The organism is Streptomyces sp. AM8-1-1 (assembly GCF_032229325.1).
In the GTDB taxonomy this organism is placed as follows: Bacteria; Actinomycetota; Actinomycetes; order Streptomycetales; family Streptomycetaceae; genus Streptomyces; species Streptomyces achmelvichensis.
Genome location: NZ_CP135086.1, coordinates 3,893,632 through 3,909,263 on the forward strand (window position 1 = coordinate 3,893,632; position 15,632 = coordinate 3,909,263).

Here is a 15,632-nt window from a genome sequence, read left to right on the forward strand (position 1 = left end):
CCTCGCAGGGCGTACGTCCGCTACGCGCGGAAGGCGTCCGCGTGCTCCTCGGCCCACTGCGCGAAGGTCCGGGCGGGCCGGCCGGTGACCTTCTCGACCGTGCCGGCGACGGTCCTGCCGGCGAGCGGTGTGTTGCCGTACACCTCCAGCAGGAAGTCGATCACATCCTCGGGCATACCGCCCTCACGCCACTGCGCGACGGCCTCCTCCGCGGTCAGCTCCTCCAGCCGGATCTCCCGGCCGCGGGCCGCCGCCAGCGCTTCCGTCTTGTCCTTCAGCGTCAGCGCCTCGGGGCCGGTGACGACGTACTCCTGCCCGGCGTGACCGTCCTCGCTCAGCGCGACCGCGACGACCGCGCCGATGTCGGCCTCGTGCACCATCGCGCTGAGCCGGCCGGTGAACGGCTCGCGCACCCGGTCGTCGCTGCGGATGCCGTCGGCCCACTCCAGCGCGTTCGCCATGAACTCGACCGGCATGACGACGGTCCACGCGAAGGACTCGCCGGAGCCGCGCACCGCGTCCTCCAGCGGGGTCGGGCCGCCGCCGTGCAGCACGGTGATCCGGCGCACGCCGGCCTCGCGGGCCAGCTCCAGGATGCGCGGACCGCTCTCCAGCGGGGTGAAGTACGGGCCGCCGAAGGTGATCAGATGCAGACCGGTCACGCCCTCCAGGGCGGCGGCGAGGGACTCGGGTTCGGTGAGATCGCCGCGGACGACCTCGACCCCGGCGGGGAAGTCCGCCGTGGCGGGGTCGCGGGTCAGGGCGCGGACGGGGAGGCCGAGGCGGAGGAGCTCCGCGACGACCTGGCGGCCAACGGTTCCGGTGGCTCCGGTCACGAGATGCGTCATGGGAAGAACGTAGGAGGGCTTGCGGTCAGCTTCCGTCCGCAAGCCGTCGGCGTCCGCGGGCAATCGGCCTTCTCGGTGCTTCCGGCTTCGGTGCGTGCGCTTTCGGTGCGTGCACTTTCGGTGCGTGCGCTTTCGGTGCTTCCGCACGCGGGACGGTCACCAGGCGAGCTGGGCGATCTCCTCCGCGACGACGGCGCAGGCGTCGGCCGCCGGGTCGATGAGCGGGAAGTGCCCGACCTCCTCCAACAGCGTCAGCCCCACGGTCTCCCCGGCCTTCGCCGCGGCGTCCACGTACGACTCGACGACGGGATACGGCACGGTGGTGTCGGTCCGCCCCTGCACGACGGCGGTGGCGATCCCCGTGGGCAGCAGCAGCGCCGGATCGGCGTGCGGTCGGCGCTCCTCGAACTCGCTCTCCCCGCCGAGGAGTTGGTGCACCGCACCGCCACACACATCGAGCTCCACCGCCCGCGCGAAGTCCGCGATCGGCGCGAGGGCGACCACACCGCGCAGGGCGGGAGGGGCGGGCAGCCGCCACGGCGACCCCACGGGCAGCACATGCCGGGCCGCGGCCCAGAGCGCCAGATGTCCGCCGGCGGAGTGCCCGGTCAGCACCGTGCGCCGGACGTCCGCCTCCGGGAGCGCCTTGCGCGCGAGATCCGGCAGCGCGTCCAGGACGGCGGCCACATCGTCGAAGGTCTCCGGCCAGCGGCCCGCCACCGGGCTGGTCCCGCCCTGCGCCGGAATCTCCCGCCCGCGCCGGTACTCGACATTGGCGACGGCGAGGCCGCGGCGGGCCAGGAAGTCGGCGAAGGGCGTGACATGCCGGCGGTCGTACGCTCCCCGCCAGGCGCCCCCGTGCAGCACGACGACGAGCGGCGCCGAGGCCTGCCCGCCGCGGGGCGCGTAGAAGTCGACGACCTGGTCGGGATGGTCGCCGTACGGGACGGAGGCGTCGGGGTCGACGGCGGGATGCGAGAACGCCGACGCTTCCTCTGCGGCGTCACGGGCGACAGGGTCGGGCATGCGGTGCCAACCTTCCGATGCAGTCACGGAATTGACCTGACCAGCGGGGACGGTACCAGCACGGCCCGCCCCGCCGGATGCCGAGGCGCGGGTCGGCGCCGAAGGCCCGCCGGCGTCCGGGGGCCCGCGCCCGCGAAGGAGCGGCGGCCGGCCGCGTGATCGACACGGCCGGTCGCCGGCTGCCCCCGATGCCGAAAGGGCAGAGGCCTCAGGCCGCGAGGATCTCCGCCAGCGTCGCCGCCGCCCTCTCCGCGTCCCCGAACCCGACGTACAGCGGCGTGAACCCGAACCGCAGCACGTCCGGCCTGCGCAGGTCACCCACCACTCCGCGCGCGATCAGCTTCTCCATCACGGCCGGCGCCTCCTCGCACCGCAGCGCGACCTGACTGCCCCGCGCCGAGTGGTCCTCAGGAGTCAGCGACGTGACCCTGCCCTCCGGGACATAGGCGGCGACGCACTTCAGGAAGAAGTCCGTGAGCGCCAGGCTCTTGGCCCGTACGGCCTCGATCCCGACCCCGTCCCAGACCTCGAGCGCCGCCTCCAACGCCAGCATGGACAGGATGTCGGGCGTCCCGACCCGGCCCCGGAGCGCGCCGTCCGCCGCCGTGAACTCGCGGGTCATCGCGAACGGGTCCGCGTGCGAGGTCCAGCCCGGCAGGGGCGAGTCGAAGGCCGCCTGATGGCGCTCGGCGACATAGAGGTACGCCGGTGAACCCGGCCCACCGTTCAGGTACTTGTAGGTGCAGCCGACCGCCAGGTCCACGCCGTTCGCGTCGAGCCCGACAGGCAGCGCGCCCGCGCTGTGGCACAGGTCCCAGACCACCAGCGCGCCCGCCTCGTGCACCGCCGCGGTCAGCGACGGCAGGTCGTGGAGGCGGCCGGTGCGGTAGTCGACGTGATTGAGCAGAACAGCGGCCGTGCTGGGCCCGAGCACCGACGGCAGGTCCGCCGGAGCGACGGGCACCAGCCGTCGGCCGGTCATCCGGGCCGCCGACTCCGCGATGTAGCCGTCGGTGGGGAAGGTCGTGGCGTCGACGACGATGTCCGTACGGGCGGGGTCGTCGCACAGCCGGACCGCGCCCACCACCGCCTTGAAGACGTTGACGCTGGTGGAGTCGCCGACCACGATCTGCCCGGGCGCGGCCCCGACGAGCGGTGCTATGCGGTCGCCGATACGTTCCGGCGCGGTCCACCAGCCGCTCTCGCCCCAGGAGCGGATGCGCAGTTCGCCCCACTGCCGCTGCACGACATCGGCGACGCGCGCCGGCACATGGGCCGGCAGCGCACCCAGCGAGTTGCCGTCCAGATAGACGCCGTCGTCCAGCGTGAACAGCTTGCGCAGACCGGCCAGTTCGTCTGCGGCGTCGAGCGCCGCGGCCTCGTGGGCCAGGGACTCAGACATGGCTGCGCGCCGTCCACAGCTCGGGGAAAACGTTCTTGCGGGCCCGCTTCTCCAGCCAGGCCACACCGGCGGAACCACCGGTGCCCGTCTTGGAACCCATCGCGCGGCGCGTCGCCACCAGATGGTCGTTGCGCCAGCGCCACACGAGCTCGCCGACGTCCGTCAACGCCTCGCCGAGCAGGACCAGTTCGGAGTCGGGCTCGCCGACGTCCTGTCCGCCGTAGACCGTCGCCCAGACCTTCTCGATCTCGGGGGACGGCTCGTACTTCTGCGACAGGTCGCGCTCCAGCACCGCCTCCGGGACCGGCAGCCCGCGCCGGGCGAGCAGCCGCAGCACCTCGTCGTACAGGCTCGGCTCGTGCAGCGCCTTCTCCAGCTCGGCGTACACCCGCGGTGCGCCACGGTGCGGCACCAGCATCGACGCCGACTTGTCGCCGAGCAGGAACTCCATCCGCCGGTACATCGCCGACTGGAAGCCGGAGCCCTCACCGAGGGCGCTGCGGTAGGAGTTGAACTGTGCGGGTGTCAGCTGGGCGAGCGGCCGCCACGAGGCGTTCAGCGCCTCCAGCTCACGCACCGACCGCTTCAGCGCGTCCCTCGCCACCTGCACCCGGTCCTCGCGCAGGGCGCGGGTCGCGGTCTCCCACTCGTGGACGATGACGGTGAACCACAGCTCCATGACCTGGGTGGTGACCAGGAAGACCATCTCTCCCGGGTCCTCCGAGAGCGGGTGCTGGAGATGGGTCAGGACGTCCGCCTGGACGTAGTCCTCGTACGGAGTGGTACCCGCGAAATCCAGATTCGGGGTCGCGTCATGTGACATCGCTGTCTCCTCGACGTGTCCGGGTAGCGGTCCGCCCCTTCCTCTTGGTGTGGGAGCCCCGGTCCCCACCGGCATCATAAGCCGAAGGTCAGTCGATCACCGGGCCGGTGAGATACGTCCCGTCCTCGTCGTAGGGCCAGGCGTTCGAACGGCACCCGTCGAGGCCCTTGATCTGCTGCATCATGACCGGCGCCGGCTCACCCGGGCCCGGGCAGCCCATGTGGGTACGCAGACCGATCTCGTGCCCGACCTCGTGGTTGATGATCAGATGCCGGTACTCGGCGGGCGTCCCGGCGAAGGTGGGCGAGCCCAGCATCCAGCGGCGCAGATTGACCACGACGCCGTCCGTCGTCTCGCAGTTCAGCTCACCGCGGGTGTTGAGCCCCTGCCGCCGGCACAGGGCGTCGGCGGTGGCCGGGGTGGCGATCCGTATGACGAAATCGGCGTCCCCGGTGACGAGCTGGAAGGAGCCCTTGCCGTTCGCGGCCCAGCCCTGGGGATGGGCGAGTATGCGCTCGATCTCGGTGGCGGCCTCCTCTGCGGAGACGGCGATGCCGTTCTCGACCTGGACCCGGTAGCGGCGCACCTGGCCCGCGCCGACCGGGCTGCCGGCCGAGCGGGCGGTGGCGAAGGTTCCGGGGCCGGAGGCGGGGACGGCGGGCGGCGGCGCCGCCTTGCGCGAGGGCTTCGCGGGCTTCGGGACCTCGGTGGAGGGCGTGACCCGCGGCTTCGGGTCATTCGGCGGCCCGGCCTCGGCGGACGGGCTGCGGCGCTCCCGGCCGGGCGGGGAGGCGTCGCTCTCATCGGCCTGCGGGTCCGGTACGAGTGCCGGGGAGCCGGGCGGTGCGGCCGGGTCGGCGGCAGCCCGTGGCGTGCCGGGGGCGGCGCCCCAGTGGGCGACGGCCGCGCCCGAGGCGATCACCAGGACGGCGAGGGCCGCGCCGGGCAGAACGAGACGGCGGGCGAGCGGGCGGGGCAGCGGCCGTCTTCGACGACTGCGTGCACGCGACTGGTTTCCCTTGCGTCTGCGGCCGCTCAACAGAGCCCCCCACTATGTAAATCGCCCATGCGTGCGATCGTAGCGGGCCGGAAGACCCGCACCCCCTGTTCAGACGGGGGATGCGGGCCTTCGGTTCATCCGAGGGTGTCTGCGGCCGTCTCGGAGGAGTCGCGCAGGAAGGTCGCGCAGCGCTCGTACTCCTCCTGCTCACCGATCGCCTGCGCGGCGCGGGCCAGCGCGTGCAGGGCGCGCAGGAAGCCGCGGTTCGGCTCGTGCTCCCACGGCACCGGGCCGTGGCCCTTCCAGCCGCTGCGGCGCAGGGAGTCGAGTCCGCGGTGGTAGCCGGTGCGCGCGTAGGCGTACGACTCCACGACACTGCCGTTCTCGAAGGCGTCGTCGGCGAGCCGTGCCCAGGCCAGCGAGGAGGTGGGGTACTTGGCGGCGACGTCCGCGGGTGCTGTCCCGGCGGCGAGCAGCTCGCGCGGCTCGGGGTCGTCGGGGAGGTGGGTCGGGGGCGGTCCCCCCAGCAGATTTTCATGGATGGCCATGGTCTCCAGTGTCACAGGTCCATGGGGAATCCGTGGAAGCGGTGCGGGGATCGGGAGCCGGGGGCGATCCTCTTCCTCATGGGCTGTGTGAGAGCTGCGGGGGCCTTGGCGGCGGTGTGCCTGCTCGCCGGATGCGCGTCCCCCGACGAGGGCGGGCGGCACGAGGCATGGGAGGGACCGTCGGCCCCTCCGTCGCTGTCGGCCCCGCCGTCCGCGTCGGCGTCTGCGGTCACATCGGCGTCACCGTCCCCGAGCGCCACCACGTCGCCGCCGACGGCCTCCGGGACGTCCGCGCCGCTCCCCACGACGCCGCCGGCCAGGCCTCCCGCCCGGCCCGGGGGCGGGGGCGGAACCGGCAGCGGCGGCAGTGGTGGCGGGAGCGGTGGTGGCGGCGGTACGAGCGGCGGCGGGCAGCCCGAACCCCCGGTGGCGCCCGCTCCCCCCTCCCAGGAGGCCCCCGCGGGCGGCACGGACGGCTTTCCGTACGACGGCGACCTCTGCGCCGGCACGGACCACGGCCCCTACGTCCGGATCACGTCCGCGACCGGCACGGGCACCTCGGCACGGCTGACGGGCCGGGCGGGCTACTTCAGCTGCAACGCCCGCGGCGAGCCGAGCTGGACCTCCACGCCCGAAACGGTGTCGTACCCGCTGAACCCCGACGCCCACATCACGGTGACCGCACCGTTCGTACCGGCGGGGCAGCGCAGGGCGATGAGCGCGGCGGAGTTCCTGCGCCGGGTAAACGCGCAGGCGGGCACGCGCTCGCTGGTCTTCCACTACCAGACCGACCCGGAAGCGCTGTGGATCGTGAACCAGATCGACCCGGCGCAGTACTAGGTCCTGTCCGGGCAGGAGCTGGGCCGGCCCGCACTCCGGGCCGGTATCAGGGCGTGTCCGGGCAGGAGCTGGGCCGGCCCGCACTCCGGAGCGGTATCAGGGCGTGTCCGGGCGGGTCGGGTCGACCTTCGGTCCGGGCATGTGCCGCGCCGAGGGCTCCAGCGGCGGCGCCCCCACCCCGCAGTTGATCCTGCACTCCGGCCGCGCCCGCTCCGGCACGTGCTCCGGCTTGCGGACCCGCCACAGCGCGATCAGCGACCCCACCACCAGCACGCCCGCACACATCGGCATCGCCTTGCGGAACGTCTCCCCGAACTCCACCGCCGACCGGTACGCCTCCGGGCCCATCCCCGCCAGCATCGGCAGCGCCGCCACCGCGAGCAGGCCCGCGGCCCGCGCCGCCGCGTTGTTGATGCCGCTGGCGATACCGGCACGGGCCATGTCCACGGAGCCGAGCACCGTCGCCGTCAGGGGGGCGACCACCGTCACCATGCCCAGCCCCATGACCAGCAGCGCGGGCAGCACATCGGCCAGGTACGACGCGTTCTCGCCGACGCGCAGCATCAGCAGCATGCCCGCCGCGCAGAGCAGCGGGCCCACCGTGAGCGGAATGCGCGGGCCGATCTTGTCCCCCAACTCTCCCGACTTCGCGGAGAAGAGCAGCATCATCAGGGTCGTCGGCAGCAGCGCGAGACCCGCGCCGAGCGCCGAGTAACCCGAGACCACTTGGAGTTGCAGCGCGACCAGGAAGAAGAAGCCGCCGAACGCCGCGTACACGCACACGGTCACCATGTTGACCGCGGCGAACAGCCGGGACTTGAAGAGCGACAGCGGCAGCATCGCGTTGGGCCGTCGCCGCTCCAGCAGGACGAAGGCGGCGCCGACGAGGACACCCGCGATGCCCGCCCACACGTGCGAGGCGATGAGCGAGTACGTCACCAGGGCCAGCGTGGTCGCGCCGAGCACCGCACCGAGGATGTCGAACCGGCCATGGGCCTTCGGGTCGCGCGACTCCGGCACATGGCGCAGCGCCACGGGAACACACAGCAGCGCGAGCGGGATGTTGAGCAGGAAGACCCAGCGCCAGCCCGGCCCGTCGACCAGCCAGCCGCCGACGAACGGGCCGATGGCGGCGCCGATGCCGCCGAACCCGGACCACAGTCCGACCGCGCGCGCCCGGTCGTCCGGATGGAAACTGGCCTGGATCAGCGCGAGCGACCCCGGGGTGAGGAGCGCGCCGCCGATGCCCTGGAGGGCGCGGGCGAGCACCAGGACAAGGGCGTTGGGCGCCAGGCCGCACAGCAGCGACCCGCCGGCGAACCAGATGACGCCGATGACGAAGATCCTGCGTCGCCCGAAGCGGTCACCGAGTGCCCCGCCCAGCAGGATCAGCCCCGCCAGCGCCAGCGTGTACGCGTTCACGGTCCACTGGAGGACCTCCAGGTCCGCATCGAGATCCTCGCCGATGCGCGGCAGGGCCACGTTGACGACGGTCGAGTCCAGCAGGGCCATGGCGGAACCCAGCACGGTCGTCATGATCACCCACCGGCCGGTGACCGAGGAGAGTCGGATGTCGCCCGGGCGGTTGTCCATACCGGGATCATCCCAGTGGTGGGCGTCTCATTCGAGTCGGCGGAGGGCGCGGATCAGCGCGTCCACCCCCTGCTCGGCCTTGGCGCGGGGACAGCCGACGTTCAGCCGGACGAAGCCCTCGCAGCCGTAGGTCGTCCCCGGCATGATGGCCACCTTCTCGCGCTCGATCAGCTCCCGCTGAAGCTCCGCGTCATCGATGCGTGGTCGCAGAACGGCGCGCAGATCGATCCAGGCGAGATAGCCCGCATGAGGCGGCTCCCAGCCGAGCTGCGGAAACGCGGCGGCGAGCCGCTCGGCGACCATCCGCAGATTGCCGGCGACGTACGAGCCGAGCGCGTCGAGCCACGGACCGCCCCGGCGGTAGGCGGCGATGTGCGCGGTCAGCGACAGCACGGCGGGCGAGGCGAGCCCTTCACCGGTCTGCATCCGGCGCAGAAACGCCGCATGGTCGTCGGGGTCGCCGATGATGCCGTAGGAGCCGCTCAGCGCGGGGAAGTTGAAGGCCTTGGTGGCGGAGGTGATCAGGGCCCAGCGGCCGGTGCCGAAGCGCGTCCAGGGCAGATGCCGCTGACCTGGGGCCACGAACTCGGGGTGGACGAAGTCGGCGTGGATCTCGTCGCTGACGACGGCGACCCCGTACGCGGCCGCCAGCCGTGCCGTCTCCGTCAGCTCGGCCTCCGTCCACACCCGGCCGGTCGGATTGTGGGGCGAGCAGAGCACCAGCACGGTGCTGTCGGGCCGGGCGAGCTGCCGTTCCAGAGCCGCCATGTCGCCGGCCGGCACCCCGCGCAGCTCCCGCCCGAGCCCGGATATCGCCTTCAGGAAGCCGTCGTAGGTGGGGGTGTGGACGACGATCCCGTCACCGGGCTCGCTCCACATCCGCAGCAGCTGCGAGAGCTGGTTGAGCACGGAGGGCGCGTAGACGAGGCGGCCGGTGTCGATCGCGGTGTCGTGGCGACTGCTGAACCAGTGGCCCACCGCGGACAGGAAGTCGTCGTGGCGCCAGTCGGTGTATCCGAAGACACCGTGGGCGATGCGCTGCTGGAGCGCGTCCAGTACCTCCGGCGGGGAGGTGAAGTCCATGTCCGAGATGGTGAACGGCAGCAGCCCGTCCACCCCGAAGCGGTCGGCGACCCCGTCCCACTGGATGCACCAGGTGCCGCGGCGGTCGACGACGGTGTCGAAGTCGTACGTCATGGGTGCTGATCTCCTGACGACATGCCGCGGGCCCGGCACCCCGGGTAGGGGTGCCGGGCCCGGTGGGCGCGAGGCTGCGGCGCGGATGGTGCTTACTTGAGCTTGGTGCCCGTGGAGCGCAGGGCGGCGCAGGCCTCGGAGACGCGCTTGGCCATGCCGGCCTCGGCGGCCTTGCCCCAGGTGCGCGGGTCGTAGGTCTTCTTGGAGCCGACCTCGCCGTCGACCTTCAGCACACCGTCGTAGTTCTTGAACATGTGGTCCGCGACGGGGCGGGTGAAGGCGTACTGCGTGTCGGTGTCGAGGTTCATCTTGACGACGCCGTTCTCCAGCGCGGTCGCGATCTCCTCGGCCGTCGAACCGGAACCGCCGTGGAACACGAAGTCGAAGGGCTCGGCCTTGCCGAACTTCTTGGCGACGCCCTCCTGGAGGTCCTTCAGCAGCTCGGGGCGCAGAACGACGTTGCCCGGCTTGTAGACGCCGTGGACGTTGCCGAAGGAGGCGGCGAGCAGGTAGCGGCCCTTGTCCCCGAGGCCGAGCGCCTCGGCGGTGCGGATCGCGTCGTCGACGGTGGTGTAGAGCTCGTCGTTGATCTCGTGGGTGACACCGTCCTCCTCGCCGCCGGTCGGGGTGATCTCGACCTCAAGGATGATCTTGGCGGCGACGGCCTGCGCGAGCAGCTCCTGCCCGATGGCCAGGTTGTCCGCGAGGGTCTCGGCGGAGCCGTCCCACATGTGGCTCTGGAACAGCGGGTTCTTGCCCGCGGCGACGCGCTCGGCGGAGATGGCGAGCAGCGGACGGACATAGCCGTCCAGCTTGTCCTTGGGGCAGTGGTCGGTGTGCAGGGCGACCGTGATGTCGTACTTCGCGGCGACGATGTGCGCGAACTCGGCCAGGGCGACCGCTCCGGTGACCATGTCCTTGTTGTACTGGCCACCCAGGAACTCGGCACCGCCGGTGGAGATCTGGATGATGCCGTCGCTCTCGGCCTCCGCGAAGCCGCGCAGCGCAGCGTGCAGGGTCTGGGAGGAGGTCACGTTGATGGCCGGGTAGGCGAACTTGCCTGCCTTCGCCCGGTCGAGCATCTCGTTGTAGACCTCGGGGGTTGCGATGGGCATCTGTCCGCTCCTTGGGATGTGCGGGTGTTAAGTGCTGGCCCTGACCTGGGGGCGACGTCATCGTCGGCGCCTATCTTTCCAGACTCTTCACCGGACTCCACCCCGCCCGGTCTGCGCGTATGCGAGAAGGGTGGGCTGTTTCACGTGAAACAGCCCACCCTTCACCGTCTTCGCAGGTCAGAAGCCCTCGCCGGTCAGGCCAGTCCGAGCTCGTCCAGCGAGTAGGCGTACAGATACGGCACCCCGGCCGTGCCGCTGATCTTCTCCCCGGCGCCCGTCGCCCGGTCCACGATCGTCGCCACGGCCACGACCTCGCCGCCGGCCTCGCGCACGGCCTCGACCGCTGTCAGCGGCGAACCGCCGGTCGTGGAGGTGTCCTCGACGACGAGGCAGCGCCGGCCCGAGATGTCCGGGCCCTCGACGCGCCGCTGCATGCCGTGCGCCTTGGCCGCCTTGCGGACGACGAAGGCGTCCACGCGCTGTCCGCGCGCGGCGGCGGCGTGCAGGATCGACGTGGCCACGGGGTCGGCGCCCAGCGTGAGCCCGCCGACGCAGTCGAAGTCGAGGTCGGCGGTCAGGTCGGACATGACCTGGCCGACGAGCGGCGCGGCGGTTCCGTCGAGCGTGATCCGGCGAAGGTCCACGTAGTAGTCGGCCTCAAGACCCGACGAGAGGGTCACCTTGCCGTGCACCACGGCCTTGTCCTTGATCTGCTGGAGCAGCTCAGCGCGTACGTCAGTCATGCCCACGAGCTTAGAGGCCGTCCCACCGGTCACAGCCGGCGCCAGCTCCAGGTCGCGGCCATCTCCAGCGGGTCGATCGGGGTGACGAACCGCGGATCGGAGTCGAGACCGTTCGGCGGACCGGACTGGGGCTCCACGCACACGGCCTCGTCCTGCTCGTCGTAGACCACGACCCACTCGGAGCGGCTGGCCACGGTCAGCTCCAGCTGCTCAGGCCAGGTGAGGGTGACGAGAACGCCGTCGGGCATGCCGAAGCAGTCGTCCCACGGGCTCGGCTGCGGCGGGATCCGGCGGCCGGTCGGGAGGTGGTCCTCGCCGCGCTCCTCCTGCCAGGCGGCGGTGAAGTCGACGCGTACGTCCTGGCCGCCGAGGTTGCGCAGGAACCAGGGGTGCCAGCCGGCCTGCGCGGGGAACGAGGTGTCGTACGTCTCGACGCCCATGGTCAGAGTCAGGGAGTCCTCCGTCAGCGCGAAGGTCTGTGTGACGCGCCCGGTGTACGGCCAGGGCTCCGCGAGTTCGAAGGTGAAGGCCGCCTCGTCCTTGCCGGCGCGGGCGGTGCGCCAGGCGACGTCCCGGCCGGTGCCGTGAATGGCGTGCGGCGGGGAGTTGAGCGGCAGTTGATGCACCACGTCACCGTTGCGGAACCGGCCGTCCCCGACCCGGCCGCACCACGGCACCATCGGGAAGGAGCCGTACCGCTCGCCCTGCCGGAGCACCTCGGTGCCTCCGATGACCAGGCTTGCGATGCGGCAGCCGTTCTGCGGATGCACGGTCAACTCGACGTCTCCGGCGGCCAGCCGGACGCTCTCTTCGCTGCTACTCACACGACGACACTACTGTTCGCCGCGCCGCCGTACGCCGGACTACCGGGTACCGGTGGCCCGTTGTCGCGGTTCCGGTGCTGGGGGCGCGCGGTCCGGTGGGCGGCGCGGTCCCGCGGCCGCGCACGGTGACCTACCTGCGGCGGCGCAGCGCCCGGCCCACGACGACGGCCGACGCGACCGCGAGGGCCGCGGCGGGTGCGAGCCAGCGCAGCGGCACACCCACACCGGTGGCGTCCGGGGCGGGCATGGGCGCGTACCGGCCGCGCGGCGGCGCGTGGTCGACCTCTTCGGCGCTGCGTCCGATCATCGTCCGGCGGGCGTGCGCGGCCTCCGCCATCGGCTCGTCGGGGGGGCCGGGGAGATCGTCCAGATCGTTCTCCTCCAGCTCGTCGGCCGCGCCGGGAAGATCCGTGTCGAACTCGTCGTCGGCGAGCGGTCCGAGCGAGGGCGGCGGCACCGGGGCGTCGAAGACCGTCTCCTCCGTCGAGGGGGTCTCCTCGTCCCCGGGCTCCTCCTCGTCGAGCGGGTCGGGAGCGATGTCGCCCGTCTCGGCGGTCGCGCCCTGCGTACCGGCGCGGGTGTCCGGCGTCGCGTCCTCGTCGTCCACGAGTCCGAGGCGCTCGGCATCGTCAGAGCTCACGGGTCCGGGGCTCTCGCCGCCGCCGGTCGCCCCGGCGGGCGGCTCGATCGCGACGGTCGCCAGACGCTCCGCGAACCGGTCGAGCATGCGGTGGGCCGCCTGTTCCGCGGACTGCCCGGACAGCTCGGAGAGTCTGCCCTTCGCCGTGGACGTGCCCGTGAAGCCGATCGTCGTGCCGCCCTCCGCCTCGGTGGGGCGGATCGTGAGCGTCACCTGTACCGAGCCCGTACCGCGGGACTCCACACCGTCGCCCTCGACCGTGAACGCATCGTCCCGCTCGACGATGCGCAGGGCACCGCGATAGGTGATCGAGTGATTGGCGATGCGGACCTTGAGCCGGCCGGAGAGCGGGCCCGCGGACTCGTCGGCGTCCTGTTGGAGGCCCGTGACACAGCGAGCGACCCGGGCAGGGTCCCTCAGCGTCTGTCGGACGGTCTCTGCCGGAACCGGAACGAACACCTCATGGTCCATGGAAGTCGAGCGTACCCAGAGCGACCGCTCACGTCTGCGATTCACTCCGTGTATCGCGGATGGACCAGCGTCGAAGGCGGCAGGTCCCGGCCTCTCGTGCGCTCGGCACCCCAGGCCTCGGCGGCCAGCACGGCCCGGCTGAGCGAACGCAGGCGCGGCGCGCGGGGATCGAGACCGAGCTCCGGGGTGCGTCCCGGCGCGGCCAGCAGAAGCCCCCAGTCGTACGGCTCGAAGGCCCGGCCGGTGGCCCGGTCGGGTCCGGCGGCGAACCCGGAGGCCCGCGCGGTGGCGCGATAGGGGCTGGTGCCGAATCCCGCCGCGCGCAGGGTCGCGTCGACCGTCCAGTAGGTGCGCGGGCGCGAGGTCACGGGCCCCGCGTGCACAGCGAGCCGGCCGCGGTCCGCGAGCACCCCCGCGACCAGTCCGTAGAACTCCTGGGAGTAGAGCTTGGTGCTGGGGGTGATGCCGGGGTCGGGCAGATCGGCGATGACCACGTCGTATCCCCCGCGCGCCGAGCGCAGCCAGCCGAAGGCGTCCTCGGTGATCACCCGGGTCCGCGGATCACGGTAGGCGCGGTCGTTCAGCTCGGCCAGGGCCGGATCGGTGCGGGCGAGCCGGACGACACCCGGGTCCAGCTCGACGATCGTCACCGAGGTGACGGAGCGGTACCGCAGCACCTCACGCGCGGCGAGCCCGTCGCCGCCGCCGAGGATCAGCACCCGGGCGTGCGGGCCGCGCATCGCGGGGTGCACCAGCGCCTCGTGGAAGCGGTACTCGTCGCGGCCGCTGACCCGCAGCCGTCCGTCGAGGAAGAGGTCGGGCGGCCCCGACGGGCGGCCGGTCAGCACCACTTCCTGGATGTCGGTGTGCACGGCGACGCGCACCCGGTCGCCGTAGACCGCGCGGCGCGCGGCGCGCTCGAAGTCGTCGACCAGCGCGGTCGCGGTGGCGAGGACGGCGAGCACCAGGACGTTCGCGACGAGGAGCCAGCCGCGCGAACGGGGGGTCAGATCCCGGCGGAAGAGCCAGAGGACGAGCGATCCGCCGGCGATCGCGTTGACCGCGCCGGTGAGCAGTCCGCCGGTGAGCTGGCCGAGCCAGGGCAGCAGCAGGAAGGGGAAGGCGAGCCCGCCGACGAGGGCGCCCACATAGTCGGCGGCGAACAGGTCCGCGACCGTGCCGTCGGCGTCCCGCCGGGAGATGCGCTGGATGAGGGACATCAGCAGCGGGATCTCCGCGCCGATCAGCACCCCGATGGCGAGCGAGAAGGTCACCAGCACGACCCGGGACTCACCGATCCACGCGAACGCCGCGTACATCACCATCGCCGAACAGCCGCCGACGAGCGCGAGCGTCAGCTCCAGCAGTCCGAACCCGACCGCGGCGCGGCAGCGCAGCCGCTTGGCCAGCAGCGAGCCGATGCCCATGGCGAAGACCATCACGGACAGGACCACGGAGGCCTGGGTGACCGAGTCCCCGATCAAATAGGAGGCGAGCGCGACCAGTTCGAGCTCGTACACCAGTCCACAGGCGGCGCAGACGAAGACCGCCGCCAGGACGAGGAACCGGCCGGCATCGGGACGCACGGGCAGGCACACCGCACTCTGGGGCGGCGACAACTGCTCCTGCCGGTCGATCATGCCGTAACGCTACGTCACCTCTCGCGTGCACCCTGTCACCCACACGGGTGCAACTAGATGCGACTAGAGGGATGCGGGCTCGAGGAGGGACGGGGACGTGCGCCGGGCGGGCGAGAGCGCGCCCACGCGTGTGCGGGTGACGACGAGGTGGCCCTCCTGGGGATAGGCGTGCCAGGTGCGCCACCGCACCTGGCCCTCGTACCGCTGCGCCATCATCGCGGTGAAGGCGTGTGGTGAGCCGGGAAACGTCCCGGCCAGCGAATGGGGATGGTCGGCGACAAGGGCCAGCAGTTCCTGCGCCCGGCCCGCGAACGAGCCCCGCGACAGCGTCTCGACGCGGGCGGCGAACTCGTACTCCCAGTCGCCGAGTCTCTTGGCGACACCCAGCGGCAGCGGCGTACTGCTTCCGGGCATACAGGCGACGGTCTCGGAACAGCTGCCGCCGTCTTCCTGGAGCAGCACCTGGTGGGAGGCGCCCAGCAGCCTCAACTGCAGTTTTGCCCGGCCCAGTTCGAGGTCGAGAACGGCCAGGGCGGGGAGTGGCTCCAGGCCCAGGGCCCAGGCGAGGTCGGCGGCACGGGTATCGGTGTAGGCAGTCTGAAGGGTCGTAAGCATGGGTCGGCTCCGCAAACATGCTTCGGCGGGGGTGGACACGTGGACCTGGGGCGCCCCTGACAGGGAGTTCAAGAGGTTCCGGGGACCGCTCCGCTCGGGTCCGAGCCGGTCCAAGGGCTTGATGGTTCCAACAGGTTCCAACAGCGAGGGAATCATGAGGTAAGCGGCGCTCACCACATTTTTACCCAAGTCGGAGGGGTTTCCATCCCCTCGGGGGCCTAACGGTTCAACTGTTCAACAAAAAGCTCCGGACGCGTCAACGTGACGCCAGTGGCCTCCGCGGGTTACCGGGGCGGGGCGCCACTCG

At 72.0% G+C, this 15,632-nt stretch carries 16 protein-coding genes; 1 reads left to right on the top strand and 15 read right to left on the bottom strand.

All coding sequences use genetic code 11. The features are described from left to right. Positions 1-20: 20 nt before the first annotated feature. The 7 genes from RPQ07_RS17505 to RPQ07_RS17535 all read right to left on the bottom strand — a co-directional run bounded on the left by RPQ07_RS17505 (position 21) and on the right by RPQ07_RS17535 (position 5,952). Positions 21-848 carry an NAD(P)H-binding protein gene (locus RPQ07_RS17505; protein WP_313945081.1) on the bottom strand — a complete coding sequence of 276 codons (828 nt, stop codon included), beginning with the start codon at positions 846-848 and terminating at the stop codon, positions 21-23. A 156-nt stretch (positions 849-1,004) separates the two neighbouring features. Beyond that, complete coding sequence (locus tag RPQ07_RS17510) at positions 1,005-1,874, bottom strand: alpha/beta hydrolase (protein ID WP_313945082.1); 870 nt, start codon at positions 1,872-1,874, stop codon at positions 1,005-1,007. 208 nt (positions 1,875-2,082) lie between these two features. Continuing rightward, on the bottom strand, positions 2,083-3,276 hold the full coding sequence (kynU, locus tag RPQ07_RS17515; protein WP_313945083.1) for a kynureninase: 1,194 nt from the start codon (positions 3,274-3,276) through the stop codon (positions 2,083-2,085). After that, on the bottom strand, positions 3,269-4,099 hold the full coding sequence (locus tag RPQ07_RS17520; protein ID WP_313945084.1) for a tryptophan 2,3-dioxygenase family protein: 831 nt from the start codon (positions 4,097-4,099) through the stop codon (positions 3,269-3,271). Before RPQ07_RS17520 ends, kynU begins: the two co-directional genes overlap by 8 nt. A gap of 88 nt (positions 4,100-4,187) precedes the next feature. Further along, a complete protein-coding gene (locus RPQ07_RS17525; RefSeq protein WP_313945085.1) occupies positions 4,188-5,138 on the bottom strand; it encodes a DUF3152 domain-containing protein in 951 nt (316 codons plus the stop codon). 95 nt (positions 5,139-5,233) lie between these two features. Then, positions 5,234-5,647: a DUF3151 domain-containing protein gene (locus RPQ07_RS17530; protein WP_313945086.1), complete on the bottom strand. Its 414-nt coding sequence runs from the start codon at positions 5,645-5,647 to the stop codon at positions 5,234-5,236. A gap of 11 nt (positions 5,648-5,658) precedes the next feature. After that, positions 5,659-5,952, bottom strand: a complete 294-nt coding sequence (locus RPQ07_RS17535) for a hypothetical protein (RefSeq protein ID WP_313945087.1) — start codon at positions 5,950-5,952, stop codon at positions 5,659-5,661. A gap of 121 nt (positions 5,953-6,073) precedes the next feature. Here RPQ07_RS17535 and RPQ07_RS17540 point away from each other — a divergent pair, with 121 nt between their 5' ends. After that, positions 6,074-6,487 carry a hypothetical protein gene (locus RPQ07_RS17540; RefSeq protein WP_313945088.1) on the top strand — a complete coding sequence of 138 codons (414 nt, stop codon included), beginning with the start codon at positions 6,074-6,076 and terminating at the stop codon, positions 6,485-6,487. A 96-nt stretch (positions 6,488-6,583) separates the two neighbouring features. Here the strand turns inward: RPQ07_RS17540 and RPQ07_RS17545 are convergent, their stop codons facing one another. From RPQ07_RS17545 to RPQ07_RS17580, 8 genes are all read right to left on the bottom strand, one after another. Next, positions 6,584-8,080, bottom strand: coding sequence for an MFS transporter (locus RPQ07_RS17545; protein WP_313945089.1), 1,497 nt, complete (start codon positions 8,078-8,080; stop codon positions 6,584-6,586). Between the two features lie 27 nt (positions 8,081-8,107). Beyond that, complete coding sequence (locus RPQ07_RS17550; protein WP_313945090.1) at positions 8,108-9,277, bottom strand: MalY/PatB family protein; 1,170 nt, start codon at positions 9,275-9,277, stop codon at positions 8,108-8,110. 92 nt (positions 9,278-9,369) lie between these two features. Next, complete coding sequence (gene fbaA, locus RPQ07_RS17555; protein WP_313945091.1) at positions 9,370-10,392, bottom strand: class II fructose-bisphosphate aldolase; 1,023 nt, start codon at positions 10,390-10,392, stop codon at positions 9,370-9,372. A 194-nt stretch (positions 10,393-10,586) separates the two neighbouring features. Then, the gene (gene pyrE, locus RPQ07_RS17560; protein WP_313945092.1) at positions 10,587-11,135 is read right to left on the bottom strand and encodes an orotate phosphoribosyltransferase; all 549 of its coding nucleotides are present in this window, start codon (positions 11,133-11,135) and stop codon (positions 10,587-10,589) included. 29 nt (positions 11,136-11,164) lie between these two features. Continuing rightward, positions 11,165-11,959 (bottom strand): aldose 1-epimerase, encoded by a 795-nt coding sequence (locus tag RPQ07_RS17565; protein WP_313945093.1) that lies wholly within the window; start codon positions 11,957-11,959, stop codon positions 11,165-11,167. A gap of 130 nt (positions 11,960-12,089) precedes the next feature. Next, positions 12,090-13,070 (bottom strand): SRPBCC domain-containing protein, encoded by a 981-nt coding sequence (locus RPQ07_RS17570; RefSeq protein WP_313945094.1) that lies wholly within the window; start codon positions 13,068-13,070, stop codon positions 12,090-12,092. Positions 13,071-13,111: 41 nt separating this feature from the next. Next, a complete protein-coding gene (locus tag RPQ07_RS17575; protein WP_313945095.1) occupies positions 13,112-14,710 on the bottom strand; it encodes a polyamine aminopropyltransferase in 1,599 nt (532 codons plus the stop codon). A gap of 63 nt (positions 14,711-14,773) precedes the next feature. Next, on the bottom strand, positions 14,774-15,325 hold the full coding sequence (locus RPQ07_RS17580) for a DUF2617 family protein (RefSeq protein WP_313945096.1): 552 nt from the start codon (positions 15,323-15,325) through the stop codon (positions 14,774-14,776). Positions 15,326-15,632 lie beyond the last annotated feature (307 nt).